Raw genomic sequence first — 25714 nt, forward strand, 5'->3', positions numbered from 1 at the left:
CGGTTCAGGCCGGCGCCGGGACCGCACGCCGGGCTCCGTGACGCCGGGCCCGGCCCCTGCCGACCGCGGCGCAGCCGGCGTAGAGGACGAAGGAGATCGTCGTGACGTACGGGCTGATCGGGATGCTGCTGCCCAGGGCCAGCAGGATGCCGCCCTCGATCGACGCCATGGCGAACACCACGCTGAGCAGCGGCAGCAGGACCGGTGAGGCGGTGACGCGGGCGGCGGCCGCGGCCGGGGTGATCAGCAGGGAGAGCACCAGCAGGGCGCCCACGACCTGCACCGACAGGGCGACGGCCAGACCGAGCACCACCATGAAGCCGAAGGAGAGCCCGCGCACCGGCACCCCGCGGGCCTCGGCGACGTCGGGGTCGGCGCTGGCGAAGGCGAGCGGACGCCACATCACGGCGAGGGCGACCAGGACCACGGCGGAGGTGGCCAGCAGCCAGGTCGTCTGCGGGGTGTCCACGGCCACTATCTGCCCGGTGAGCAGGCCGAACTTGTTGGCCGCCCGTCCCTTGTAGAGGGCGAGGAAGAGCACCCCGAGACCCAGTCCGAACGGCATCAGGATGCCGATCACCGAGTTGCGGTCACGCGCGCGCGTGCCGAGCACGCCGATCGCGCCGGCCGCCATGAGCGACCCGGCGATCGAGCCCGCCACGATGTTCGTGCCCAGCAGCAGCGCCCCGGAGGCACCGGCGAACGACAGCTCGCTGATGCCGTGCACCGCGAACGGCAGGTCGCGCATCGCGACGAAGACCCCGGCGAGGCCGCCGACCAGGCCGAGGGCCGCTCCCGCGACGAGCGAGTTGCGGACCAGGACGAGGAGTTCGCCGTAGTTCTCGAAGTCGAACATCTGGTGCCAGACGCTCATGGCCGGACCTCCTCGGGCAGGTGGTGCGCGTGGTCGTCGTGGGCGCCGACCACCACGACCCGGCCGTGCACCCGGACCACGTCGACCCGGGTGCCGTACAGCAGGTACAGGGACTCGGAGGTCAGCACCTCGTCGGGGGTGCCGACGCGATGGCCGCCCGGCGCCAGGTACAGCACCCGGTCCACCAGGCCGAGCACGGGGTTGATCTCGTGGGTCACGAACACCACCGCCGTGCCGTGGGACCGGCGGCGGGCGTCCACCAACTCGGTGACCGCGCGCTGGTGGTGGAGGTCGAGGGAGAGCAGCGGCTCGTCGCACAGCAGGACGCGGGGATCGGTCGCGAGGGCCTGCCCGATCCGCACCCGTTGGCGCTCACCACCGGACAACCGCGCGAGGGGCACGTCGGCGTACGCCGAGGCGCCCACGGAGGCGAGGATCTCGTCGACACGCCTGCGCAGGGCGGCCGTTCGCAGCCGTGGCCCGAAGCGGTGGCCGTCGATGCCGAAGCGCACGAGGTCACGGGCGCGGAGCGGCGCCTGCGCGGACAGGGCCGCCTGCTGGGGGACGTATCCGATGTGCCGGGCGGCCTGTCGGGGGGAGCGGCCGAGCACCGTCAACTCCCCGGCGGACAGCGGCTGTCGGCCGAGGAGGGCCCGGACGAAACTGGTCTTGCCGGCTCCGTTCGGGCCCAGCACGGCGAGGAACTCCCCGGCCCGCACGTCGAGTTCGAGGTCGCTCCAGACCGTGCGGGGGCCGTAGGAGAGCGCGGCCCCGCGCAGGCTGATCACCGGTGGGGATGTCGTGCTCACTTGGCCAGGGCGTTCGCGAGCGCGTCGACGTTGCCGGTCATCCAGGAGAGGTAGTCCCTGCCGCTCGGCAGGGTCTCCGTCACCGGGACCACCGGGATGCCCGCCGCCCTGGCCGCCTGCTCGGACTTCTCGGTCTGCGGGCCGGAGGTCTGCTCGTTGTAGACCAGCGCCTCGACCTGCTTGCCGGTGAACAGGGCGAGCGCCTCCCGGAGCACCTTGGGGGAGACGTCGGTGCCCTCCTCGACGGCCTCGCTGAACTCGGCGGGCGTCCGGTCGACCAGGCCGCTCGCGCCGGTCATGTACAGCGGCACGGGCTCGGTGATGGCGATCGCCTCTCCGCCGTGCTCCTTCCTTATGCGCGCTTCCTTGGCCTCCAGGGGCTTCAGGTCCGCCTTGAAGGCGTCGGCGTTGCGCCGGTAGGTGGTGGCGTTCGCGGGGTCGGCCTTGCCGAGGGCGGCGGCTATATGGTCGGCGATCCTCGCGACCGAGGGGAAGTCGTACCAGACGTGTTCGTTGAGCTCGCCGCCCTCGGGAGCGGTCTTCCCGGACACCTTCACGGCGTTGACCACCTCGGCGGAGGAGTTGCCGGCGCTCTTGAGCATCCGGTCCACGAAGTCGTCGTAGCCGCCGCCGTTCTCGACGACGACCTTCGCCTTCGACAGCGCCAACTGGTTCTGTGTGCTGGCCTCGTAGGAGTGCGGGTCCTGGTCGGGGTCGCTGATGACCGAGGTGACGGACACCTTGTCGCCGCCTATGCGCGCGACGATGTCGCCGTAGACGTTGGTGGAGGCGACGACGGAGACCGTGGACGAGGCGGCCGGGGCCGCGGAGGCGTTTTTGTCGCTCCCGGATCCCGAGGAGCTGCCGCAGCCTGCCAGCAGGGCGAGACAGGCGCCGACGAGCAGCGCCGGACGGCGGGACGGGGACGGGGACATGGATCCTCCAAGCGCGGTTCTGATGACCCCGTCACGCTAGATGGAAATGATTGTCGTAAACAGGCTTGGCTGCGGCTATATGAAAACCGTTGCCAATAATTGACCCGTCCCTGGTCCGGCGCCCCCGCGCTAGGCCCGGGATGCCGTGCGGGCCCGGTGACGGCGCACCGCGTCGCGGTTGGCGCACCGCTGGGAGCAGTACCGGCGGCGGCCGGTGCGCGTGGTGTCGGCGAAGATCGTGGCGCACTCCGTCACCTCGCAGCGCCGCAGCCGGTGCATACCGCGTCCCGCCAGGTGCAGGGCGGTGCCCACGGAGATCAGGGAGTACAACACGTCGCCGAGCGACTGACCCTCGTCGCGGTAGTGCAGGTGCCAGCCGGTTCCCACGTGGTTGGTCATCCGCGGATACGCGGCGGCCGCCGCCAGCATGCGGTTGAGCAGCGCGGCGCGCTCCTCCTCGCCGGGGGCGTCGACGATCTTCTCCCACGCGTCCAGCACCTCGCCCGTGCGGGCCAGGTCCCGCGCGGTGACCGGGCCGTCCAGCACGACGCCCGCGGCGTGGCAGCGGTCCGCGAGTTCCGTGACGTCGGACGGACGCCGGTTGGCCAGATCCGCGGCCAGGTTCACGGGGTCCGCGCCGTAAGGGTTGAGATGCACAAGGACATTACATCAACCTGGTCGGCATGGGACAAGGCAGCTCAAGCGCAGGGTCCGTACGGCGGGCGGTGGGGTACGACCTCGTGGAGCTGGTGCGTCTGCAGGCTCTGCGGTCCGGGGACCTCGACGGCGACGGACTGGACTCGCTTGCGGCGACGCTGTGGGAACAGCTCGCCGCGGAGGACGTGCGCGTCCTGGTCGTGGACGCCGCGGACGAGGGCCTCGCCGCGTGCGGCATCGGCGCCATCGACCGACGCCCGCCCCGGCCGGGCGCGGGCGGGGGCCGGACCGGGCACGTCGTCGGGGTGGTCACCGATCCGGACCACCGGCGGCCCGACCACAGCGGCACGCTCGTCAGGAGCCTGCTCGCCTGGTTCCGCGATCACGGCGTCTCCCGGGTGGAACTGCGCGCGCCCCTCGGGAGCGCGCCCCCGCGCCGGGCCGTCAGTCCTTCCCGGTGAGCAGCCGTCTGGGGTTGGCGATCCGGAAGGCGTAGGCGGCCGCTCCGCCGAGCCCGTGGCCGGGGTGCTGCGGCGGCTCCGCGTACGGCCGGTCGGAACCCTGGACCACGGCGTCCACGCCCAGCGCCCGCACCACGGACTCGACCGCGCGCGGCCCGTACGAGGACGTCTCGACGAAGACCGACGGGTCCGGCCGCAGCCCGCCGCCCCCGCGCGCGGCGAACCGCTCCCCGTGCAGCGGGGCGAGCCCGGCCAGCAGCGCGAAGCAGACCCGCAGCCGTGGGTGACGCGGCCGGGCGAAGGCGTGGAACGCGAACCAGGCGGCGTGCATCTGCTGGACGTAGGGGACCATCGCGGGCCACCAGCCGGGCCCCTCGCAGCCACCGGCCGCGGGTCCCGGATGGACGAACAGCGGCAGGTCGCGTTCCTCCAGCAGGTCGAGCAGCGGGGCGCAGCGGGCGTAACCGGCCGCGTCCACGAGGGCGTCGGCGGGCAACTGGAGGCCGACGAACCCCTGGTCGAGCCGGGCGGCCGTGGCCTTCGCGTCGATGTCCCGCACACAGGCGGCGGCCCACGCCCCGAAGGGCCGGGGCAGGGCGGCCGCACCCTCGTGGTAGGCGTCGAGCAGCGGCCGCGCCTCGGCCGCGGGCAGCCACTCCACGCCGATCGGCGCCGACAGGGAGACGAGCGCGAGACCGAGCCCGTCGGTCCCGGCGAGCTCCGCGCGCCGCGCCACGTCGTGGTCGGCGGGCGGGAGGTCGTAGGGCGGCTCACCGTCCAGATGCAGGGTCCAGCCGTCGAGGTACGGCGGCTCGCGCCGTGCCCTCAAGGCCGTCACCAGCGCCGGGCTCCACAGATGCTGGTGCACGTCGACATTGGTCATGCCGCTCCTCCCACCCAGGCCCGCGCGATGCTCCGGACTCCGCCTGCCCCCATGATCTCGCGGCCCCCCACCTCCCCGTCCACCCCACCGGCGCCCCGCGGCCGGCCGTCATCCGCCGGACGCCGAGCCGATCTCCACCACGCGGGCCCAGGAGGGCGGTGTGTCCGGCACGTACTCGGGGTCGTTCTCGCGTCGCGCCTGACTCCTGGCCGGCCGCGGGAACAGGCCGACGACCGTACGGCACGAGGGCCGGGCGCTCGGCCAGGGCGTCTGCCCGTCCGTCAGGGCCACGACCACGTCCGGGCGGGGGCGCGAGCGCAGCGCCTTCGCGAAGCCCGTGCGCAGGTCGGTGCCCCCGCCGCCGACCAGCGGGATGCCCTCGGCCCGGCACAGCGGGCGCACGGCGCCGGCCGCCGCGTCGCACGAGAGCACCCCGACCAGGTCGCGGCGGCCGCCCACGGCCCGGGAGATCGCGGTCACCTCCAGCAGGGCGCTGCCCAGTTCGTCGTCGCTGACCGAGCCGGAGGTGTCGATGATCACGCAGACCCGCGGCGGCCGGCGCCGCAGGCTCGGCAGCACCGCTCCGGGCACCCCCGCCGAGCGCCGCGACGGCCGGCCGTAGCTGTAGTCGTCGCCCGCGCCGGACCCGCTGACCGCCGAACGCAGGGCCGCGCCCAGCAGGTCCCGCCACGGCTGCGGCGGATGGAACGCCTCCTCAGCCCAGCGCCGCCAGCCCCGCGGGAGGCTTCCCGGGCGCGCCTTGATGCCCTGCGCCACCCGGAAGCGGACCGCGTCCCGCTCCTGCTCGCTCAGCCCGTCCGCCCCCTCGGGCCCCAGGTCCCACGGGCGCTCCAGACCGTCGGCCCCGCTGCCGCAGTCCAGCCAGGACAGATCGAGGGTGAGCGCGCCGAGGCTGATCCCGCTCAGGTACTCCTCCATGAGCTGCCCCTCGGGCAGCCGCAACCGCCAGGGCCGCACGGCGCCTTTGGGCGGGAGCAGTCCGTCGCCGTACACGTCGTCGTTGATCTCGCAGTCCGCGGCGATGTTCATCCGCAGCCGGTCGCCGACCCCGGTCAGCCCGCGCTCCCGGGCGACCCGGTCGCCGCGCCCGTGGTGGTCGCGCAGCAGGTGGGACACCTCGTGCACCCACACCCCGGCCAGCTCCTCCACCGGCATCCGGTCCACGAAGGCCGGGGAGACATAGCAGCGCCAGTGTCGGTCGACGGCCATCGTCGGCACCCGCTCCGACGCGACGGTGTGCAGGGCGAACAGTGCAGTGGCGAGGTACGGGCGGGCCCGGGCCGCGTGGAGCCGGGCGGCGAAGAGCTTGTCGCGGTCCAGGCGGCCCACCTCCTCGGGGACGGTCGCGCTCACCGGCGGGCCTTGGAGGCGACCGCCGCCCGGTCAGCCCGTCGTGACAGCGCCACCGTGCCGGCCAGCCTCTCGATGGTGTCCGGTACGTCCCAGTCCTGCTGTCGCAGCGAGGCGAGCGTGGTCGCGGGCACGACCACCAGGTCCGGCGCCCCGGTCTCCAGCGCCCGGGCCAGCACCGCCCACGCCGAGTCCCAGCGGGCCCGGTCCGGACGGGCGCGTACGGCCGCCACCACACCGTCGAGCACGGCCTGCCGCAGGTCTCCGCGCTCGGGCAGGACGGCCCCCTCGGGATCGGCGAGCACGTCCTCCGGGTCGGGCAGGTCGAGGCGGTCCAGGCTCGCCAGCAGCTCGAGCCCCGGGCCGTCGCCCACCGTGCCCCGGACCAGCAGGGAGAGCACGTCCCGTGCGGAACCGGTCGCGGTCGCGAACGCCACCAGGGACAGGGTCATGTCCCAGCTCCGCGGCGACGGCCAGGGGCCGCCGCGCCGGGTCTCGTCGCCGGGCAGCCGGTGCACGAGGGTGGGCCGTGCGGCGAGCAGCCCGCACACCGCGCGGCGGGCGAACGCCACGGCCTCCGGCAACCTGCCCGGATCGAGCCGCGGCAAGGTGGCCCGCGGCCAGGTCCCGCCGAGCCCCCGTACGACGACCTCGTGGTCGTGGGTCCACTGGAGATGGACGAACCGGTTGGCCAGCGGCGGGCTCAGTTCCCAGCCGTCGGCCGCCGAGGAGCGGGGGTTGGCGGCGGCCACGATCCGTACCCCGGGCGGGAGTTGCAGCGTGCCGATCCGTCGCTCCAGGACGAGCCTGAGCAGCGCGGCCTGGACGGCGGGCGGCGCGGTGGACAACTCGTCCAGGAACAGCAGTCCCCGTCCGGCCCGCACCAACCGCACGGCCCAGTCCGGCGGGGCCATCGGCACGCCCTGGGTCGCGGGGTCGTCCCCGACCACGGGCAGCCCCGAGAAGTCGGACGGCTCGTGCACGCTGGCGATCACCGTGGTCAGCGGCAGGTCCAGGGCCGCGGCGAGTTGGGTGAGGGCGGCCGTCTTGCCGATGCCGGGCTCACCCCACAGCAGAACCGGCAGATCGGCGGCGACGGCCAGGGTGAGGGCCTCCAGTTGGGAGTCGGGGCGCGGTTCGGTGGTGGAGTCGCGCAGGAGGGTCAACAGGTCGGCGGCGATGTCGAGTTGAGAGACGGGAACAGGGACGGTCAAGGTCATGTGAGATCACCTGTGGGCCAGGAGCGGGCCGGGAAGGGGGACGGGGTCCCCGGGGGTGGGGTCGGTGGGTGTGCCGTGGAGGGGTGCGTCGGGTTCGGGGGTGGCGGTGGTGGAGTCGGTGGGTGTGCCCTGGCGGCACACGCGGTTTCGGGGGTGGCGGTGGTGGAGTCAGTCGGGTGTGCCGTGGAGGGATGCGTGGTTGCGGGGGTCGTCGTGTCGGAGTCAGCGCGCAAGTCGTGGAGGACGCGCCGGGTTCAGTGGTCGCGGTGGTGGAGTCAGCGGGTGTGCCGTGGATGGGCGCGCGGGTTTCGGGAGGTGGTGGAGTCAGCGCGCGAGTCGTGGAGGGCGTGGTCGCGGTGGTGCAGTCAGTGGGTGTGCCCTGGCGGCACACGCGGTTTCGGGAGTCGCGTGGTGGGGTCTGTAGGCGTGCCCTGGATGGGCGGGTGGTTTGCGGGAGCGGGCCGTGGCGCAGTCAACGCGCGTGTCGTGGGTGGGTGCGGCGGTTCCGGGAGTCGCGGTCTGACGGGCGTGGGCGGAACCGGGTGGGACCAGGTCCCGTCAGGCCCGCCCTGAACAGGCCGTAGGTGACGCGTCGCAGCGCGGCCGCCTCCAGTTCGTCCCGGAGGGGGCCGGTGCGCAGCAGCGCCTCGGGGCCGAGCAGTGCCTCCACGACGGCCAGCGCGCCGGCGGTGTCGCCGTGCAGGAGTCGTTCGCGGACGCCGTCCAGGCAGTGCGGACGGCGGTGTGCCTCGTCGATCGCCTGGAGGCAGGGGAGCGGGGTGCCGGTGAGCGCGACCAGCAGTTCCTCCCGCCGGATCTCGTCGGGGTCGTGGTCCAGCGGGGCCAGCACCCCGTCGACCAGGCCGATCCGGTGGCGGGCTCCCCGGCACTCCACGAGCCGTGCGTGTCCGGGCCCGGCGGGGGTGCGGGGCGGCCCGGTGGCCGTGCAATCCGGTGCCAACGCGGCGGCGACCAGGGGATGCAGCCGGTCGACCTCGATCGCACCGGCGCGCAGCAGTCGGAGGTCGGGCGGCACCCAGGTCGCCGCGTCGGGCAGGACGGGAAGCGCGGAGACGCTGCCGGCCGACGGTGTCGGTACGGGACGTAGCAGGTCTTGGTCCGCGGAGAGTTCCAGCACCAGTCGGTGCCGTCCGCCCCACCGCACCGACAGGCGGCCGCCGGCCTGCCCTTCGGCTGCGAGCAGGGCCCGGGCCTCGGCCGGCCAACGGTCGACGGCACAGGCGTGCGGCACCGCCAACTCCGGTCCACCGAAGGAAGCTTGCCGAGATGCGTGCCGGGACGAGGACTCCCCGGCCCCAGACCGCTCCCGCGCCTCCCCGGCCCCCGGCCGCCCCCACAACTCCCCGGCATCCGTCCCGGCCCGCAACTCCCCGGCCTCCGACCGTTCCCTCAACTCCCCGGCCCGCGACCAAGCCCACAACTCGTCGGCCTCCAGCCGCTCCCGCAACTCCTCGGCGCCCGGCCCGGCCCGCAACTCGCCGGCCCCAGACCGCTCCCGCAACTCCCCGGCCCGCGACCGAGCCCGCAACTCGCCGGCCTCCGACCGCCCCCACAAGTCCCCACCCCCCGACCGCCCCCACAACTCCCCGGCCCGGGACGCGTCCCAGAGGTGTCGGTGCAGGTCCAGTCGGAAGCGTCGGTTCGGGCGTGGATGCGGATGTCCCACGGCGTCCGCAGCGGACCGGGACCACAGCGCGAGGCTGACGCGCTGGCCGGCGTCCGCCCAGGCGGGTGCGGTCCGGGCCACGAGGTGCACGGGGCCCTCGACGGTGTCGTACCGCGCCAGCGTCACGGTCATCCCGGGCCGCAGCAGCCCGTCCGGGGCGACCCTGGGCAGATGCCAGCGCAGCAGGTCGGGTGCGAGGGTGCGCAGATCGGACCGGACCCGCGACGCCAGGTCCCGGCCGTGATCGCGCGCCACGGCACGGAGGTCGAGATCGACGTCGAAACCGGCGGCGGCACACGCCCCCGCCCAGTCCCCGGCGAGGCGACGGGCGGTCGCGGTCTCGATCATGGAGGCCGGCACGGCGAACTCGCGCACGCGCGGCCAGAAGGAGGTACGGATGTCCTCGTCCGCGTTCGCAGGGAGCATCAGCGCTCACCTTGCGCGGACGGGACCCCCAATCGTTCAGGAGTGTGAGTCGTCATCGTGGAGCAGCGTAAGCCCCTCCCCGCGCATCCGTCACGTGGTTTGTGCCGGGTTAGCCTGGGGCGTGATCGGATTCCCGCTCGGCGCCGCCACCACGACGGCCCAACTCGCCAGTGATCCGCACCCGCGCCTGGCCGAACTGCGCGCGGGCGAACCGGTGTCCTGGCTGCCCGCGCTCAACGGCTGGCTGGTGACCCGCCGCGATCTCGCGCTGGACGTGATGCGGGACGCCGAGACCTTCACCGTCGACGACCCCCGCTTCTCCACCGCCCAGGTCGTCGGCCCGAGCATGCTCTCCCTGGACGGCGACGAACACACCCGCCACCGGGAGCCGTTCACGCAGCCCTTCCGTCCCCGTGAAGTGCACGACGGGTTCGCCGCGTTCGTCGAGCGGGAGACCGACCGGCTCGTCACCGCGCTCGAACCGGAGGGCGCTGCCGACCTGCGCCGCGCCTTCGCCGCCCCGCTCGCCGTCGCCGTCGTCACCGAGGCGCTCGGGTTGGTGGGCGCCGGCACCGACACGGTGCTCTCCTGGTACGACGCCATCGTGCGGTCGGTCTCGGACCTCACGGAGGGCCGTGCGGCGGGGTCCGAGGGCCCGCAGGCGTACGCACGGCTGCGGCGGGCGGTCGAGGCCACGGTCGCCGAGGGGGCCTCCTCCTCGCTCCTGACCCGCGCCGCCGACCGGCTGGCGCTGCCGGAAGTGGCCTCCAACGCCGCGGTGCTGATGTTCGGCGGCATAGAGACCACCGAGGCGATGATCACCAACGCGCTGCTGCACCTCCTGCGTCACCCCGACCAACTCGCCCTCGTGAAAGCCGACTTCGCCCTGCTCGACGGGGCGGTCGAGGAGTCGCTGCGCCTCGAACCCGGCGCGGCCGTCGTCGACCGCTACGCCACCCGTGACATCACGCTCGGCGCGGCCACGATCCGCCGGGGCGACCTCGTCACGGTGTCCCTGACGGGCGCCAACCGTGATCCCGCCGTCTTCCCCGACCCCGACCGCTTCGACGTCCGCCGTGCGAACGCCCGCCTCCACCTGGCCTTCGCGCACGGCCCCCACTACTGCCTCGCCGCGCACCTGGCCCGCCTGGAGACCCGTATCGCCCTGCGGCACCTGCTCGACCGGCTCCCCGCCCTCCGACTCGACCCGGACCACCCGGCCGCCCCGTACGGCCTGGTCTTCCGCAAGCCGCCCACGCTGCACGTGCTCTGGGGCTGAGGCGCACCGGCGGTGCCTCAGCCGGCCCGGGTCACCTCCAGGGACAGGTCGTTGTCGACCGTGTAATAGGGCCGCACCACGACTTGCCCGGCCGTGGCGCCGGGGTAGACGAAGACGTGCTTGCGGTCCGCCACGTCGTCCAGGAGACGTGCGAGCCGGATCATCGGGGCGCCGGTGGCGGGACGGACGAACAGGTCCCAGACGCCGAGGTCCAGGGTGGCGTCGTCGACCGTGAAGGAGAAGCTCCGGCCGTCCTCCCCGACCAGCGGCTCAAGGGTGCGTACGACTCCTTCGCCCCGCCGCAGCCGCAGCAGCACCTCGGCGCCGGCCGACAGCGCGGCACCGTGCAGTCGGACTGCGAACCGCAGCGTCCCGCCCGTGACGTCCACGCGTCCGGCCTCCGCGTGGGCCGGCCGCAGCCAGGTCCGCAGGGCGAGGTAGCCGTCCTTGGTGACATAGGGGACCCTGACCGCCAGCGGCCCTCGCGGCTCCCGCAGGTGCCCCTCGACCAGGGCCCGCAGATCGGGGGGGCCCGGCCGCAGCCGCGTGCGTTCGGAGCCGTCCAGCAGATAGACGTCCCAGCGTCCCTCCGCGAGCACGGGGTCCGGGCCCAGGACGGCCCGGCCCCGCCCCTCGTCCGCGGCGTCCAGGTCGAGGACGTGCAGGGTGTCCTCGGGCCGGCCCTTCTTCGGACGCAGCCGCAGCAGCAGTTGGTGCCCGGGGGAGGCCGGCAGCTCGAAGGTGATCCGGCCCTCCGCGTCGATCGCGCAACCGGTGCGTGGAGTGGTCATGACCGTCCCTTCCGTACGAGGCGCAGCGCGCCGCTCGCCGCGATCAGCGCGGTGTCCCGGGCGGCGGAGCCCCGGGCGGTCAGCGTCCCGCCCTGACGCTCCCGCACGACCGGCCGGCCCGCCCGCCGCGCCGAGACGGCCTCCTCGATGAGCCGCTCGGCCTGCGCGACGACCGGACCGGGAGCGAACCGGCGCGCGTTGTCCAGGGCCGCACGGCTCATCCGGCGGCGCAGTTCGTCGTTGCCGACCAGCTCAAGGAGGGCCGCCGCCATCGCGTCCCGGTCCCCGACCGGCACCAGCCTGCCGTCGGCCCGGTCCGCGATGATCTCGGCGGGCCCGTGGGGGCAGTCGGTGCTCACGACGGGCAGTCCGCAGCGCATCGCCTCGACGATGGTCATGCCGAAGGGTTCGAAGTCGGAGGCGGCCACCCCGATCGAGCCCTTGACCCACTCCGCCTCCATCGGGGCCGCGGGCCCCATCAGGAAGACGTTGTTCCACAGCCCGAGGTCGGTGATGAGCCGCCGCAGCCGGTCGTGCTCCTCACCCTTGCCGTAGATGCGCAGTTGCCAGTCCGGATGCTCGGCGGCGACCGCGGCGAAGGCCTCGACGAGAAGGTCGTACCGCTTCACCGGGACCAGCCGGCCGGCCGCGACGACCACCTTCGCGGAGGCGTCCGCGGCCGGCAGCACCGGATCCGGCACGCTGTTGGGCAGTGTCTCCACGCGCACGCCGGGCAGCCGCATCCGGCGCCGGTACGCGGTCGCGTCCGCCTCGGTGACCGTGGTGAGCACGTCGAGGCCGCGGTAGGCCCGGCGCAGCGCGGTGCGCAACCGGGGCGAGTGGTTGTCCAGGGTGAGGTGTTCCTGCCCGATCCGGGCCACGTGCGGCGGCGCCTGGTCCGCGAGGTGCACGTTCAGCCCGGGCCGGGTGCCGATCACCGCGTCCGCGTCGATGGTGGCGAGGGCCTCCGATATCCGCTGGTCCGTCAGTTCGCTGTACTGCCCGTACCGGTACTCGGAGCGTGGGAACACCCGCGCCGGTCTCAGGTGTAAGGGGTGCTCCTTCTCCTGTCTGAGATCGACCAGCGGCCGCAGCGACACCCGGGGATCCAGCACGAAGTTGGGCAGCTCCCGGTGCCGGAGCACGGAGACGATCTCCACCTCGTGCCGTGCGGCCAGGGCCTGGGCCAGGTTGAACGTGGTGGTGATGGTCCCTCCGATCCCGTAGGCGTTGTGGAGCAGGAAAGAGATCTTCATGCCGGGCTAGACCACCCGGCATTGCCTTCGGTTGACCTTCGTTACCCATTCGTGGTGTCCTCGCCACCCCGGCGTCACGCCGTGTACTGGTATGCGGGATAAGTGAGGTAGCCGTTGTCCCCGCCCTGGAAGTAGGTGGCCTCGTCGGCCGGGGCGATCGGCAGACCGGTGCGCAGCCGCTCGACCAGGTCGGGGTTGGCGATGAAGGCGCGGCCGAAGCTGATGAGGTCGGCGCCGAGGCCGAGCCAGTGGTCGGCCTCCGAGCGGCCGGCCTGCTTGGCGCCCATCGGCTGCACCGGGTTCATGACGAGCGCGCCCGGCCAGGCCCGGCGCAGGGCGAGAAGGGTCTCCTCCGGGGCGGTGGCCTCCAGATGGACGTAGGCCAGTCCGAGCCCGGACAACTCGGTCAGGAGCGCGGTGTACAGCTCGGGGACGTCCGCCTCCTCGACCCCCCAGAACGTCCCGCCCGGGGAGAGCCGGATACCGGTCCGCTCCGCGCCCACCGCGTCCACGGTCGCGGCGGCCGCCTCGATGGCGAACCGGATCCGGCCGGCCACCGAGCCGCCGTAGCGGTCCGTGCGCAGATTGGCGTTGGAGGAGAGGAACTGCGAGATCAGGTAGCCGTTGGCGCCGTGCAGTTCCACCCCGTCGAAGCCCGCGTCGACCGCGCGGCGCGCGGCCTCGGCGTACGAGGCGGCGTGCTCGGGGACCTCTGCCGTCTCCAGTGCCCGGGGCACCGGCGCGGGCTGCGGTCCCGTGGGTGTGAACACCTCGCCGGTGGCCGGGACGGCCGAGGGGCCGACGGGCCGCAGACCGGTGGTGTCCGGGTGCGAGACCCGGCCGCCGTGCATGATCTGCGCGAAGATCCGGCCCCCGTTGATGTGCACGGCCTCGGTCACCGGGCGCCAGGAGGCCACCTGCTCGTCGGTGTACAGCCCCGGCGTGCCCGGGTTGGACTGTCCCACGAGGCTCGGCTGCACCCCCTCGGTGACGATCAGGCCGGCCGTGGCCCGCTGGGCGTAGTAGCGCGCCATCGACGGCGTCGCCAGACCGCCCTCGGCGGCCCGCACCCGGGTCATCGGGGCCATGACCACCCGGTTGGGCAGCCGCAGTCCGCCGAGCCGGAAACCGGTGAAAAGCGTCGTCACGTCATGTCTCCTTCGTGATCCGTCGTACCCGTGTCCCGGGCACGCGGTTACGCTAAAACCTGACGTCGACGTGAGGGTCAAGCCCGCCAGGGAGGAACTTGTGCGCATCGGGGAGTTGTCGGCACGGGCCGGGGTCAGCGTCCGGGCCCTGCGCTACTACGAGGAGCAGGGCCTGCTCACCAGCGCGCGCAGCGCGAGCGGGCAGCGGCACTACACGGAGAGCGCGGTCGAGCGCGTGGTCTTCCTCCAGCGGATGTACGCGGCCGGACTGTCCAGCCGTACGATCGCCGAACTCCTGCCGTGCGTGGAGTCGCCCAGCGAGGAGACGTCCGACGCGGCGCTGGTGCGGATGGCCGAGGAGCGCGACCGGCTCTCCGAGCACATCACGGACCTGATCCGCACCCGGGACGCCCTCGACGCCCTGATGGCCACCAACCGGGCCCACCGCGAGAGCCTGAGCCCGGCGTGACACGCTGAGATCACCGCAACCGGCCGGACCGAGGAGCTCTCCCGTGACGTACGACATCGCCGCCCTCCGCTCCCACTTCCCGGCCCTGTCGGCCGGTACCGCCCACTTCGACGGCCCCGGCGGCACCCAGACCCCCGAGCCGGTCGTCCGGGCCATCGCCGACGCCCTGGCGCAGCCCCTGTCGAACCGGGGACGCATCACCCTGGGGGAGCGCAACGCCGAGCGGATCGTCACCGGGGCCCGCCGGGCCATGGCCGACCTGCTCGGGGCGGACCCGGCGGGCATCGTCTTCGGCCGCAGTGCCACCCAGCTCACCTACGACTTCTCGCGCACCCTCGCCAGGACGTGGGCGCCCGGCGACGAGGTGGTCGTCACCCGCCTCGACCACGACGCCAACATCCGCCCCTGGGTCCAGTCGGGCGCCACCGTGCGCTGGGCCGAGTTCGACCCTGAGACAGGGGAGTTGACGGTCGACGCGGTCCGGGCCGTGCTGTCCGAACGCACCCGGCTCGTCGCCGTCACGGCCGCCTCCAACCTGATCGGCACCCGCCCCGACATCCCCGCGATCGCCGCCGCGGCCCACGAGGTCGGCGCACTCGTGTACGTCGACGGCGTCCACCACGCCGCCCACTCCCTCGTCGACACGCAGGAGCTCGGCGCGGACTTCTTCGTGTGCTCCCCCTACAAGTTCCTCGGCCCGCACCACGGAGTCCTCGCCGCCCGCCCGGAGTTGCTGGAGACCCTGCGCCCGGACAAGCTGCTGCCCTCCTCCGACGCCGTCCCCGAGCGCTTCGAACTGGGCACGCTGCCCTACGAGTTCCTCGCCGGCACAGCGGCGGCCGTCGACTTCCTCGCCGACCGGCTCGACCCGGACGCCACCGGCGGGCGACGCGAGCGGCTGGCCGCCGGGTTCGCCGCCCTCGAAGCCCACGAACACGTCCTGCGCACCCGCATCGACGACGGGCTGGCCGCACTCGACGGCATCACCGTCCACTCCCGGGCAGCCGACCGCACCCCGACCGTCCTGCTCACCTTCGACGACCACAGCACGGCCGACGCGTACGGCTTCCTCGCCGAACGCGGAGTCCAGGCCCCGGCCGGCTCCTTCTACGCCATCGAGGCCTCCCGCCGGCTCGGCCTCGGCGACACCGGCGGCCTGCGCGTCGGCCTCGCCCCCTACAACGACCTCGACGACGTCGACCGCCTTCTGGCGGGCCTGACAGACTTCCTCAAGAGGTGAGTTTCCCGCGGAGGTGGACCTCGCGAAGGGGTGCACCTCCCGCAAGGCGAAGGGAGAGCCGCTCATGACCACGTTCCCCACCGCACGAGACGTACGGACCACCCCGGAAGGGCTGCTGTGGGAGCCCAGCGAACGCTGGGTGCGCGGCCGCAAGGGGGACGTCACGGTCGTCGACAGCCGGCGCCCCGTCCTCGTCTGGGAGCCGGACGTCCCCGTCCCGCTGTACGCCTTCCCGCGCGCCGACGTCCGCGAGGACCTGCTGCGCCCCGCGAAGAACCCGGCGACCGGCACCCACACCGGGTCGCGGGCCTTCTACGACCTGGAGGCGGACGGCGAACTCGTCGAGAACGCCGCCTGGACCTTCCAGGCCGCCGATCTCGCCGACCACATCGCCTTCGCGTGGTTCCGCCGCTGGGGGACCGGCCTCGACCACTGGTACGAGGAGGAGGAAGAGATCTTCGTCCACCCCCGTGACCCGCACAAACGCGTCGACGCCATGCCCAGCAGCCGTCATGTCCGGGTGGAGGTCGACGGGACGGTCGTCGCCGACACCCGCCGTCCCGTCCTGCTCTTCGAGACCGGCCTGCCCACGCGGTACTACATCCCGCGCGAGGACGTCCGCCTCGACCTCCTCGACGCCACCGACCACCGCACCGGCTGCCCCTACAAGGGCACCGCCGCGTACTGGTCGACGGGCGGCCACGCGAACATCGTCTGGAGCTACCCCGACCCGCTCCCCGCCGTGGGCGCCGTCAGAGGGCTGCTCGCGTTCTTCAACGAGGCCGTCGACCTCACCGTGGACGGGGAGCGCCTGGAGCGGCCGGTCACCCCCTTCACCGGAACCGTGCGGTGACCAGGCCCGCCCGCCCCGGGACGATCCGCTCGGATCGCCCCCAAACCGCCCGCGACACGTGACCTGACTCTCATGGCCACCGGCCCCCTTTGCCGAGAACATGGGGGCGTCACCGGCAGGCCGAAGGGAACGGGAATGCTCCGCAAGGTACTGGTCGCCAACCGCGGTGAGATCGCGATCCGGGCGTTTCGCGCGGGTTACGAGGTGGGCGCGAGGACGGTCGCCGTCTTCCCCCACGAGGACCGCAACTCACTGCACCGACTCAAAGCCGACGAGGCCTACGAGATCGGCGAACCGGGCCATCCCGTGCGGGCCTACCTCTCCTTCGACGAGATCATCCGCGCCGCCCGCCAGGCCGGTGCCGACGCCGTCTACCCCGGCTACGGCTTCCTCTCCGAGAACCCGGAGCTGGCCCGGGCCTGCGAGGAGGCGGGCATCACCTTCGTCGGCCCCAGCGCCGACATCCTCGAACTGACCGGCAACAAGGCCCGCGCGGTCGCCGCCGCCCGGGCCGCCGGGGTGCCGGTCCTGGGCTCCTCGGCGCCTTCGGACGACGTGGACGAGCTGGTCCGGGCCGCGGACGACATCGGCTTCCCCGTCTTCGTGAAGGCCGTCGCCGGTGGCGGCGGACGCGGTATGCGCCGGGTCGAGGACCCCGCCCAGCTCCGCGAGTCCATCGAGGCGGCCGCCCGCGAGGCCGCGAGCGCCTTCGGCGACTCGACCGTCTTCCTGGAGAGGGCCGTCGTCGAGCCCCGCCACATCGAGGTGCAGATCCTCGCCGACGGCGAGGGCAACGTCATCCACCTCTACGAACGCGACTGCTCGGTGCAGCGCCGCCACCAGAAGGTCATCGAGCTCGCCCCCGCGCCCAACCTCGACCCCGACCTGCGCGACCGGATCTGCGCCGACGCCGTGCGCTTCGCCCGCGAGATCGGCTACCGCAACGCGGGCACCGTGGAGTTCCTCCTCGACCGGGAGGGCAACCACGTCTTCATCGAGATGAACCCGCGCATCCAGGTCGAGCACACGGTCACCGAGGAGGTCACCGACGTCGACCTCGTCCAGGCCCAGCTCCGCATCGCCGCCGGCGCCACCCTCGCCGACCTCGGCCTCTCCCAGGAGGCGATCCGGCTGCACGGCGCCGCCCTCCAGTGCCGTATCACCACCGAGGACCCCGCCAACGGCTTCCGTCCGGACACCGGCCGCATCAGCGCCTACCGCTCACCCGGCGGCTCCGGCATCCGCCTCGACGGCGGCACCACCCACGCCGGTACGGAGATCAGCGCCCACTTCGACTCGATGCTGGTCAAACTCTCCTGCCGGGGACGGGACTTCACCACCGCGGTCAACCGGGCCCGGCGCGCCGTCGCCGAGTTCCGCATCCGCGGTGTGGCCACCAACATCCCGTTCCTCCAGGCGGTGCTGGACGACCCGGACTTCCAGGCGGGCCACGTCACCACGTCGTTCATCGAGCAGCGCCCGCACCTGCTGACGGCCCGTCACTCGGCCGACCGCGGAACCAAGTTGCTCACCTACCTGGCCGACGTGACGGTGAACAAGCCGCACGGCGAGCGGCCGGAGCTGATCGACCCGGTCTCCAAGCTGCCCAGGACCCCGGACATCGAGCCGCCCGCGGGCTCCAGGCAGAAGCTCACCGAGCTGGGTCCCGAGGGCTTCGCCCGGTGGCTGCGCGAGTCGCCGACCATCGGCGTCACCGACACCACCTTCCGCGACGCCCACCAGTCGCTGCTCGCCACCCGCGTCCGCACCAAGGACATGCTCGCCGTCGCCCCGGCCGTCGCCCGCACCCTGCCCGAACTGCTCTCCCTGGAGTGCTGGGGCGGCGCCACCTACGACGTGGCCCTGCGCTTCCTCGCCGAGGACCCCTGGGAGCGGCTCGCCGCCCTGCGCGAGGCCGTGCCCAACATCTGCCTCCAGATGCTGCTGCGCGGCCGCAACACCGTCGGCTACACCCCGTACCCGACCGAGGTGACCGACGCCTTCGTGCAGGAGGCCGCCGAGACCGGCATCGACATCTTCCGCATCTTCGACGCCCTCAACGACGTCAGCCAGATGCGCCCCGCCATCGAGGCCGTACGCGCCACCGGCACCTCGATCGCCGAAGTCGCCCTCTGCTACACCTCGGACCTGTCCGACCCGGACGAGCGCCTCTACACCCTCGACTACTACCTGCGCCTCGCCGAGCAGATCGTCGACGCGGGCGCGCACGTCCTGGCCGTCAAGGACATGGCGGGCCTGCTGCGCGCCCCGGCCGCGGCCAAGCTCGTCTCGGCGCTGCGCCGCGAGTTCGACCTGCCGGTGCACATCCACACCCACGACACCGCGGGCGGCCAGCTCGCCACCTACCTGGCCGCGATCCAGGCGGGCGCCGACGCCGTCGACGGGGCCGTGGCCTCCATGGCCGGCACGACCTCCCAGCCCTCCCTCTCCGCGATCGTCGCCGCCACCGACCACTCCGACCGGCCGACCGGCCTCGACCTGCGGGCGGTCGGCGACCTGGAGCCCTACTGGGAGAGCGTCCGCCGCGTGTACGCCCCCTTCGAGGCGGGCCTCGCCTCCCCGACCGGGCGCGTCTACGACCACGAGATCCCCGGCGGCCAGCTCTCCAACCTGCGCACCCAGGCCGTCGCCCTCGGCCTCGGCGACCGCTTCGAGGACATCGAGGCGATGTACGCCGCCGCCGACCGCATCCTCGGTCACCTGGTCAAGGTCACCCCGTCCTCCAAGGTGGTCGGCGACCTCGCCCTGCACCTGGTCGGTGCCGGGGTGACGCCGAAGGAGTTCGAGGAGACCCCGGACCGCTTCGACATCCCCGACTCGGTGATCGGCTTCCTGCGCGGCGAACTCGGCACCCCGCCCGGCGGCTGGCCCGAGCCCTTCCGCAGCAAGGCGCTCCAGGGCCGCGCCGACGCCAAGCCGGTCCAGGAACTGAACGCCGAGGACCGCGAAGGGCTGGAGAAGGACCGCCGCTCGACCCTCAACCGGCTCCTGTTCCCCGGCCCGACCCGCGAGTTCGAGACCCACCGCCAGTCCTACGGCGACACCAGCCTCCTGGACAGCAAGGACTTCTTCTACGGCCTGCGCCCGGGCAAGGAGTACGCCGTCGACCTGGAACCGGGTGTGCGGCTCCTCATCGCCCTGGAGGCGATCGGCGAGGCCGACGAGCGGGGCATGCGCACGGTGATGTCCACGCTCAACGGCCAGTTGCGGCCCATCCAGATCCGCGATGCCGCCGTCTCCTCGGACATCCCGGCCACGGAGAAGGCCGACCGTTCCGACACCGGTCATGTGGCGGCCCCGTTCGCGGGAGTGGTCACGCTCGCGGTCTCCGAGGGCGACCAGGTGGCGGCCGGAGCGACCGTCGCCACCATCGAGGCCATGAAGATGGAGGCCTCCATCACCGCCGCGAAGGCCGGCCGGGTCTCCCGACTCGCCATCAACAGGATTCAGCAGGTGGAGGGCGGTGACCTGCTGGTCGAGATCGCCTGAGCCGGAACGCGGTCGCCGTCCCCGTCCGAGCCCGGACGGGGACGGCGACGGGGGCCTGTGACCGGGAGGAACCCCTGACGTGACAGTGATCCACGAGATCAACACCCTCGTCTGGCTTGACGGGTTGAGCCGCCGTCACGGCCGTGCCGTCACCCTCGGCGACGTGCCCGGCGAGGCGTGGGACGCCGTCGCACCACCCGGCGTCGACACCGTGTGGCTGATGGGCGTGTGGGAACGCAGCCCGGCCGGGCGGGAGATCGCCCTGCGCGACCGGGGCCTCATGGACTCCTTCCGCGCCGCCCTGCCCGACGTCACCGAGGCGGACATCGCCGGATCGCCGTACTGCGTACGGAACTACGTCGTGGACATCTCCCTCGGCGGCCCGGAAGGACTGGCCGCCGCCCGTGCCCAACTGGCCGCCCGGGGCGTGCGGTTGATCCTCGACCACGTCCCCGACCACGTGGCCCCCGACCACCCCTGGCTCACCTCGGACCCCGACCGCCTCGTCCGGGGCACCCCCGACGACCTGGCCCGGGCCCCGGCCGACTTCGTCGAGACCGGGGCAGGGATCTACGCCCGCGGCCGCGACCCGCACTTCCCGCCCTGGCCCGACGTCGTGCAGCTCGACGCCTTCAGCAGCGCCCTCCGGGACGCGACCGTCGAGACCCTCGTCTCCATCGGCGACCAGGCCGACGGCGTGCGCTGCGACATGGCCATGCTGCTGATGAACGGCATCTTCGGGAGGACCTGGGGAGACCGCGTGGGCCCGGCCCCCGCCGAGGACTTCTGGCCGTACGTCATCCCGCGCGTACGGGCCCGCCACCCCGGCCTCCTCCTCGTCGCCGAGGCCTACTGGGACCTCGAACACGCCCTCCGGCAGCAGGGTTTCGACCTCTGCTACGACAAGCGCCTCTGTGACCGCCTCCGGCACGAGGACGCCGACGCCGTCCGCGCCCACCTCGGCGCCGGCCTCGCCCACCAGCGCGGCCTCGTCCGCTTCCTGGAGAACCACGACGAACCACGGGCCGCCGCCGTCCTGCCCGGCGACCGGGGACGGGCGGCGGCCGTGACCGTCGCGACCCTGCCCGGCGCCACCCTCTGGCACGAGGGCCAGTTCGACGGCCGCCGGGTGCGGCCCCCGGTGTTCCTGAGCCGCAGACCGCAGGAGCCTGTCGACGAACCCCTGCGCGACTTCTACGCCCGGCTGCTGCCCGCCGCCGCCTCGGTACGCCGGGGCGAGTGGCGCCTCCTGACCCCGCGGGGCCTGCCGGACGACGACACCCACCACCACCTGCTCGCCTGGACCTGGACGCACGACGACGCCCGCCACCTCGTCGTCGTCAACGACTCCGGCCGTCCGGCCCGGGCGAGGCTGCCCCTGCCGTGGGACGACCTGAGGGGCCGCGCGTGCCGGGCCACCGACCTGCTCACCGGAGCGGTGTACGACCGTGACGGACACGAACTGACCGACTCCGGTCTGTTCGTGTGCCTGGCGGCCTGGGGGTGCCACGTCCTCCAGTGGTGACGGGCGCGACACGGGCGTACCGTCGAACGGAGATTATGAGCACCGACCCGCAGGCGAGTTCTGCACCACGCACCACCCCACCGGACTCCGGCGGGGGCGGAAACGCCATGGCGCTGCTGGTCATCGCGTCCTGCCAGCTCATGGTCGTGCTCGACATCACCATCGTGAACATCGCGCTCCCGGACATCCAGCGCTCCCTGGACTTCTCCACCACCAGCCTGGCCTGGGTGGTCAACGCGTACACCCTCACCTTCGGCGGACTGCTGCTGCTCGGCGGCCGGACCGGGGACATCCTCGGCAGACGCCGCATGTTCGTCTGCGGAGTGCTGCTGTTCGTGCTGGCCTCCCTGCTCGGCGGGCTCGCCCAGAACGAGGGTCAACTCCTCGCCGCGCGCGCCCTCCAGGGCGTCGGCGGTGCCATCGCCTCCCCGACCGCGCTCTCCCTGGTCAGCACGACCTTCCGGGAAGGCCCCGAACGCAACCGGGCCTTCGGTGTCTTCGCCGCGGTGTCGGCGGGCGGCGGCGCGATCGGACTGCTGGCCGGCGGAATCCTCGTCGAGTGGCTGAACTGGCGGTGGGTGCTGTTCGTCAACGTCCCCATCGGACTGCTCATCGCGCTCGCCACGCCCCGCTGGATCCGCGAGTCGGAGCGGCATCCCGGCCACTTCGACATCACCGGGGCGCTCACCGCCACAGCGGGCATGGTGCTGCTCGTGTACGGATTCATCCGGGCCGCCCAGGAAGGCTGGCGGGACGCGTTCACGCTGGCCTCGTTCGCCGCCGCGGTCGTCCTCCTCGTGCTGTTCGTGCTGATCGAGAAGCGGTCCCGACAGCCGATCACCCCGCTCCACATGTTCGCCGACCGCAACCGCGCCGGCACGTACGGCATCATGCTGTGCCTCGCGGCCGCCATCTTCGGCATGTTCTTCTTCCTGACGCTGTTCGTGCAGAACGTCCTGAACTTCAGCCCCCTGGCGACCGGGTTCGCGTTCCTGCCGGTCAGCGCGGTCATCGCGCTCGGTGCCGGTCTCGCCTCGCGCTTCCTGCCCGTGTACGGGCCCAAGCCCTTCATGGTGGGCGGCGCGATCCTCGCGGCGGCGGGCCTGGCCTGGCTGACCCTGACCGACGTGCACTCCACCTACGCGGGCAGTGTCCTCGGGCCGATGCTCGTCTTCAGCCTCGGCATGGGCATGGAGTTCGTGTCGCTGACCCTGATGGCGCTGTCCAACGTGCCCAACGCGGAGACCGGCGCGGCCTCCGGTCTCCTCAACGCCACCCAGCAGGTGGGCGGTTCGCTCGGGCTGTCCATCCTGGTCACCATGTTCGGCACGGCCAGCGCCAACGAGGCGGAGAAGCAGGTCCCGAGCTTCCTCGCGCAGGCCACCCCGGCCGAGCGCCGGCTCTTCGCCCGCACCGGCGAACTCCCGGGCGCCTGGGGCGACGAGGTGCTGACCGCCGGTGTCTCGGCCGCCTTCGTCGTGGCCGCCGTCTTCACGGTGCTCGCGGCCCTCATCGCCGTCGTCGTCATCCAGGTCCGCCCCTCCGACCTGGAACGCCTCAAGGGCGGGCCCCCGGTGCCGTAGGGACGGCAGGGACGAGACCGAGCCGCTGGGCCTGGAGCACCGTGCTGACGCGGTCGTGCGTCCCGAGCTTGCGGTAGATGTTCGCCAGGTGCTTGTGGACCGTGCGCTCGGATATCCCGAGCCTGCGGCCGATCGACACGGCCGTCAAGGCGTCACCGAGCAGGAGCAGCACCGTCGTCTCCCGGGGGGTGAGCGACACGTCGGCCGCCTCCTCGGACGGGGCGTGCAGCCGCCGCAGAAGCTGCCGCTGCTGCTCGACCGCGGCCAGCAGCGGCTGCAACTGCTCGGCCAGCCGCAGCTCTTCGTCGGTGAAGTCCCGTCCGGAGCGGTACACCATGCACCCGGTGACCGGGGTGGTCGACTGCGGCAGCGGGACCCCCAGCACGTGGTCGACGTCCAGGACGTCGTCGAGCAGCCGGGCGGTCGGGCTCCCCGACCAGGAACGGCCCGCCACCCGGCGGGCGGTCACCGGCGTCCGGTCCGGTCCGCCCGCGTAGTGACCGGACAACGGGTAGCCCGCGCGCAGCAGTCCCGTCTCCTCGTCGCCGAGCGAGCTGAACTCGGCGTCGGCGCCGGGGGACAGCCCGAGCGTGCCCTCGCTCTCGTTCCAGTCGTCCAGCTTGTAGATCAGGGCGTCACCGCCGCACAGAACCGGCAGTTCGGCTGCCAGCAGGGGCCACAGCCGCTCAGGGTCGCGTTCGTGGAGCGCGGCCACGGCGACCGACAGCACCCGCTCATACGCAGTTGTACCCATACCGGCCCAGTACCTCGCTGACCCACACTTCATCCGAGCAACATCGACGTTGTCGCATGTACTCCAGCACAGTGAAGCTCCGGCGGGCCGCAGTGGGGGGAGGCGGCCCGTCGGATACGCCTGCCCCCCACGGGGGCGGCAGCGCCGGCCGCGACGCGTGCGGGCCGCCGGCACGGGGGACCGGCGGCCCGCACGGGCCCAGCCTCTCCTGGTCAGGCGCCGGCTCCGGCTCGAAGGCCGGGTGGTGGCTCGCCGGCGGCGCCCGACGGGTCCGTCCGCCGTGTGTCAGGCGGGCCGTATCGCGCCGCGGATGATCGACTCGCCCGTCGGGTAGATCGACTCCTCGCGGATGGACGCACCGGGGCCCGGCGCGTGGATCATCATGCCGTTGCCGGTGCACAGGCCCACGTGGCTGAAGTCGTCGTGGAAGAAGACGAGATCACCGGGTTGCATCGCGTACAGCGGCACCGCCGTGCCGGTGCTCGCCTGACCGAGGGAGGTACGGGGCAGGGAGACGCCGGCGACCTTCCAGGCGGCCTGGGTGAGACCGGAGTTGTCGTACGACCCCGGGCCCGCCGCGCCCCAGACACAGGGCTTGCCGATCTGGGAACGGGCGAAGGCGAGCACCTGGATGACCTTCGAGTCGTAACCGGGGTCGACGGTGGGGAGGTTGGGGTCGGTCGTGGGCACGGCGGGGGCCGGCGCCAAGGTCAGGGGGGCGATGGCCGGGGCCGGGGCGGGCTGGGGGGACTCCCAGGAGGACGGCTCGGGGGAGCGGGGCGCCGGGATCGCCGGGATGCTCTGGGTCGCTGCGGGGGCGATCGGGGCGTACGCGACGGCCGGGACACCCTGGGTGCTGTCGACCGGCGGGGGCGCGAGCGCGGCGAGGGGCGCGGTGAGAGCGGAGTACTCGGGGCGCCCCGTGCCCGGTTGCGCGGGGTACTCGGGGAAGGCCGCGGTCTGTGCCAGGTACTCGGGGAAACCCGGAGTGGCCTCCGCGGGGTACTCGGGGAACCCCGTGGCGGCGGGCGGGGCGTATTCCGGAAGTCCGGTGCCGGCCATGACCTGTTGACCGCCGTAGTCCGAGAAGCCGGTGGTGGCCGACCCGGTGTACTCCGGCAGGACGGTGCCGAACTGACCCGTGTGGTCGGAGTACGCCGTGCCGGTCTGCGCACCGTACTCGGGGAAGCCCGCACCGGGGGTCGCGGTGTACGCCGGGATCGCGGTGTCGGTCTGCGGGGTGTACTCGGGCACACCGGTGATGAGTTGCGGTGTGTACGGGGCGGCGGTGACGACGGGCTGCGCGGTGTACTCCGGGACCCCGGTGACGACCTGAGAGGTGCCGAGGGCGGGCATCCCGCCCGTGCCGGTGAGGTCCCGCGGGGTCGGTTCCGGTGCCCACGAGGGGGACTGGGCCGGGGCGGCGGGCAGGGCGGCGACCGGTGCGGGTTCCGGAGCGCTCGGCAGGGCCGGTACGGGTCTGGCGGCCAGTTCCGGCAGGGACCGCTCGGCGGGTCTCGGTTCACGTGCCGTGGGGGCGGACGCCGGGCTCCGGCGTGGCGGCTCGGCGCGGCGGTTGGCGACCCGGTCGGAGGGCAGGGACGCTGCGATCGTGGGCCCGAGCCTCGCGCGGGCCGTGCCGTACCACTGCCTGGCGAGGGCGTCGAGGGCGGGATCGCCGTCCGACCTGCTCCCGCCGCCGGTCGGCGAACCGCCGCGGCCACGGGTGCTCGACGCCGTTCCGGCCGCGCGCGTGGCGTTGTAGGTGCCGGAGTCGTTCTCGGCCCGGTCGTAGAGGTTGGTGACCCGCCGGCTCACCTCGTCGCGGCTCGGGCCCTCGTCCGCCGCCGCGCTCCCGGTCTGCGAGAGGAGTGCCGCGGAGGCCATGGCGGCCGTCGCGAGGGCGGAGTTGCGCTTGGCGGGGAGGCTGAGCCCTCCATCGCGCGAAGTTCGATCCGGCGCCATGAAAGTCATGCCCCTTCC

21 protein-coding genes are annotated in these 25714 nt (G+C 73.3%); 8 read left to right on the forward strand and 13 right to left on the reverse strand.

Annotation, left to right across the window (positions count from 1 at the left end):
- Nucleotides 1-4: 4 nt before the first annotated feature.
- From ACZ66S_RS22510 to ACZ66S_RS22525, 4 genes are all read right to left on the reverse strand, one after another.
- Complete coding sequence (locus ACZ66S_RS22510; protein WP_469903290.1) at nt 5-874, reverse strand: metal ABC transporter permease; 870 nt, start codon at nt 872-874, stop codon at nt 5-7.
- Complete coding sequence (locus tag ACZ66S_RS22515; RefSeq protein WP_469903291.1) at nt 871-1683, reverse strand: metal ABC transporter ATP-binding protein; 813 nt, start codon at nt 1681-1683, stop codon at nt 871-873. The genes ACZ66S_RS22510 and ACZ66S_RS22515 overlap by 4 nt, the downstream gene beginning before the upstream one ends.
- A complete protein-coding gene (locus ACZ66S_RS22520) occupies nt 1680-2618 on the reverse strand; it encodes a metal ABC transporter solute-binding protein, Zn/Mn family (protein WP_469903292.1) in 939 nt (312 codons plus the stop codon). The genes ACZ66S_RS22515 and ACZ66S_RS22520 overlap by 4 nt, the downstream gene beginning before the upstream one ends.
- Before the next feature lie 129 nt (nt 2619-2747).
- On the reverse strand, nt 2748-3275 hold the full coding sequence (locus ACZ66S_RS22525) for a CGNR zinc finger domain-containing protein (RefSeq protein ID WP_469903293.1): 528 nt from the start codon (nt 3273-3275) through the stop codon (nt 2748-2750).
- Between the two features lie 26 nt (nt 3276-3301).
- Between ACZ66S_RS22525 and ACZ66S_RS22530 the strand changes: the two genes are divergently transcribed.
- Complete coding sequence (locus ACZ66S_RS22530) at nt 3302-3736, forward strand: GNAT family N-acetyltransferase (protein WP_469903294.1); 435 nt, start codon at nt 3302-3304, stop codon at nt 3734-3736.
- Here the strand turns inward: ACZ66S_RS22530 and ACZ66S_RS22535 are convergent.
- From ACZ66S_RS22535 to ACZ66S_RS22550, 4 genes are all read right to left on the reverse strand, one after another.
- Nucleotides 3720-4619 (reverse strand): amidohydrolase family protein, encoded by a 900-nt coding sequence (locus ACZ66S_RS22535; RefSeq protein ID WP_469903295.1) that lies wholly within the window; start codon nt 4617-4619, stop codon nt 3720-3722. The two genes, ACZ66S_RS22530 and ACZ66S_RS22535, sit on opposite strands and share 17 nt — an antisense overlap.
- A gap of 108 nt (nt 4620-4727) precedes the next feature.
- Nucleotides 4728-5993, reverse strand: coding sequence for a vWA domain-containing protein (locus tag ACZ66S_RS22540; RefSeq protein ID WP_469903296.1), 1266 nt, complete (start codon nt 5991-5993; stop codon nt 4728-4730).
- Entirely contained in the window at nt 5990-7210 is a 1221-nt protein-coding gene (locus tag ACZ66S_RS22545) for an AAA family ATPase (protein WP_469903297.1), read from the reverse strand. The genes ACZ66S_RS22540 and ACZ66S_RS22545 overlap by 4 nt, the downstream gene beginning before the upstream one ends.
- Before the next feature lie 472 nt (nt 7211-7682).
- Entirely contained in the window at nt 7683-9323 is a 1641-nt protein-coding gene (locus ACZ66S_RS22550; RefSeq protein ID WP_469903298.1) for a hypothetical protein, read from the reverse strand.
- A gap of 121 nt (nt 9324-9444) precedes the next feature.
- Between ACZ66S_RS22550 and ACZ66S_RS22555 the strand changes: the two genes are divergently transcribed.
- Nucleotides 9445-10602: a cytochrome P450 gene (locus ACZ66S_RS22555; RefSeq protein WP_469903299.1), complete on the forward strand. Its 1158-nt coding sequence runs from the start codon at nt 9445-9447 to the stop codon at nt 10600-10602.
- A 17-nt stretch (nt 10603-10619) separates the two neighbouring features.
- Here ACZ66S_RS22555 and ACZ66S_RS22560 read toward each other — a convergent pair whose 3' ends face one another.
- The 3 genes from ACZ66S_RS22560 to ACZ66S_RS22570 all read right to left on the reverse strand — a co-directional run bounded on the left by ACZ66S_RS22560 (nt 10620) and on the right by ACZ66S_RS22570 (nt 13797).
- The gene (locus ACZ66S_RS22560; protein ID WP_469903300.1) at nt 10620-11393 is read right to left on the reverse strand and encodes a hypothetical protein; all 774 of its coding nucleotides are present in this window, start codon (nt 11391-11393) and stop codon (nt 10620-10622) included.
- Nucleotides 11390-12649: a glycosyltransferase family 4 protein gene (locus tag ACZ66S_RS22565; RefSeq protein ID WP_469903301.1), complete on the reverse strand. Its 1260-nt coding sequence runs from the start codon at nt 12647-12649 to the stop codon at nt 11390-11392. The genes ACZ66S_RS22560 and ACZ66S_RS22565 overlap by 4 nt, the downstream gene beginning before the upstream one ends.
- 74 nt (nt 12650-12723) lie before the next feature.
- Nucleotides 12724-13797, reverse strand: a complete 1074-nt coding sequence (locus tag ACZ66S_RS22570) for an alkene reductase (protein ID WP_469903302.1) — start codon at nt 13795-13797, stop codon at nt 12724-12726.
- A gap of 100 nt (nt 13798-13897) precedes the next feature.
- On the opposite strand from ACZ66S_RS22570, the gene ACZ66S_RS22575 reads away from it, so the two are divergent.
- The 6 genes from ACZ66S_RS22575 to ACZ66S_RS22600 all read left to right on the forward strand — a co-directional run bounded on the left by ACZ66S_RS22575 (nt 13898) and on the right by ACZ66S_RS22600 (nt 22977).
- A complete protein-coding gene (locus ACZ66S_RS22575) occupies nt 13898-14266 on the forward strand; it encodes a MerR family transcriptional regulator (RefSeq protein WP_469903303.1) in 369 nt (122 codons plus the stop codon).
- A gap of 43 nt (nt 14267-14309) precedes the next feature.
- Entirely contained in the window at nt 14310-15506 is a 1197-nt protein-coding gene (locus ACZ66S_RS22580) for a cysteine desulfurase-like protein (protein WP_469903304.1), read from the forward strand.
- Nucleotides 15507-15570: 64 nt separating this feature from the next.
- A complete protein-coding gene (locus tag ACZ66S_RS22585; protein WP_469903305.1) occupies nt 15571-16359 on the forward strand; it encodes a DUF427 domain-containing protein in 789 nt (262 codons plus the stop codon).
- 135 nt (nt 16360-16494) lie between these two features.
- A complete protein-coding gene (locus tag ACZ66S_RS22590) occupies nt 16495-19869 on the forward strand; it encodes a pyruvate carboxylase (protein WP_469903306.1) in 3375 nt (1124 codons plus the stop codon).
- A gap of 79 nt (nt 19870-19948) precedes the next feature.
- Complete coding sequence (locus tag ACZ66S_RS22595; RefSeq protein ID WP_469903307.1) at nt 19949-21394, forward strand: alpha-amylase; 1446 nt, start codon at nt 19949-19951, stop codon at nt 21392-21394.
- Between the two features lie 107 nt (nt 21395-21501).
- A complete protein-coding gene (locus ACZ66S_RS22600) occupies nt 21502-22977 on the forward strand; it encodes an MFS transporter (protein ID WP_469903308.1) in 1476 nt (491 codons plus the stop codon).
- Here ACZ66S_RS22600 and ACZ66S_RS22605 read toward each other — a convergent pair.
- Nucleotides 22952-23731 (reverse strand): LuxR C-terminal-related transcriptional regulator, encoded by a 780-nt coding sequence (locus ACZ66S_RS22605; protein WP_469903309.1) that lies wholly within the window; start codon nt 23729-23731, stop codon nt 22952-22954. The two genes, ACZ66S_RS22600 and ACZ66S_RS22605, sit on opposite strands and share 26 nt — an antisense overlap.
- 285 nt (nt 23732-24016) lie before the next feature.
- Complete coding sequence (locus tag ACZ66S_RS22610; RefSeq protein WP_469903310.1) at nt 24017-25696, reverse strand: C40 family peptidase; 1680 nt, start codon at nt 25694-25696, stop codon at nt 24017-24019.
- Nucleotides 25697-25714 lie beyond the last annotated feature (18 nt).

It is taken from the genome of Streptomyces sp. NPDC107471 (assembly GCF_055582845.1).

What these genes read in the sequence shown, in the direction of transcription:
- ACZ66S_RS22510 (WP_469903290.1), bottom strand. Translation starts at nt 874, where the DNA reads ATGAGCGTCTGGCACCAGATGTTCGACTTCGAGAACTACGGCGAACTC.
- ACZ66S_RS22520 (WP_469903292.1), bottom strand. Translation starts at nt 2,618, where the DNA reads ATGTCCCCGTCCCCGTCCCGCCGTCCGGCGCTGCTCGTCGGCGCCTGT.
- ACZ66S_RS22530 (WP_469903294.1), top strand. Translation starts at nt 3,302, where the DNA reads ATGGGACAAGGCAGCTCAAGCGCAGGGTCCGTACGGCGGGCGGTGGGG.
- ACZ66S_RS22535 (WP_469903295.1), bottom strand. Translation starts at nt 4,619, where the DNA reads ATGACCAATGTCGACGTGCACCAGCATCTGTGGAGCCCGGCGCTGGTG.
- ACZ66S_RS22545 (WP_469903297.1), bottom strand. Translation starts at nt 7,210, where the DNA reads ATGACCTTGACCGTCCCTGTTCCCGTCTCTCAACTCGACATCGCCGCC.
- ACZ66S_RS22550 (WP_469903298.1), bottom strand. Translation starts at nt 9,323, where the DNA reads ATGCTCCCTGCGAACGCGGACGAGGACATCCGTACCTCCTTCTGGCCG.
- ACZ66S_RS22560 (WP_469903300.1), bottom strand. Translation starts at nt 11,393, where the DNA reads ATGACCACTCCACGCACCGGTTGCGCGATCGACGCGGAGGGCCGGATC.
- ACZ66S_RS22565 (WP_469903301.1), bottom strand. Translation starts at nt 12,649, where the DNA reads ATGAAGATCTCTTTCCTGCTCCACAACGCCTACGGGATCGGAGGGACC.
- ACZ66S_RS22585 (WP_469903305.1), top strand. Translation starts at nt 15,571, where the DNA reads ATGACCACGTTCCCCACCGCACGAGACGTACGGACCACCCCGGAAGGG.
- ACZ66S_RS22590 (WP_469903306.1), top strand. Translation starts at nt 16,495, where the DNA reads ATGCTCCGCAAGGTACTGGTCGCCAACCGCGGTGAGATCGCGATCCGG.
- ACZ66S_RS22600 (WP_469903308.1), top strand. Translation starts at nt 21,502, where the DNA reads ATGGCGCTGCTGGTCATCGCGTCCTGCCAGCTCATGGTCGTGCTCGAC.
- ACZ66S_RS22605 (WP_469903309.1), bottom strand. Translation starts at nt 23,731, where the DNA reads ATGGGTACAACTGCGTATGAGCGGGTGCTGTCGGTCGCCGTGGCCGCG.
- ACZ66S_RS22610 (WP_469903310.1), bottom strand. Translation starts at nt 25,696, where the DNA reads ATGGCGCCGGATCGAACTTCGCGCGATGGAGGGCTCAGCCTCCCCGCC.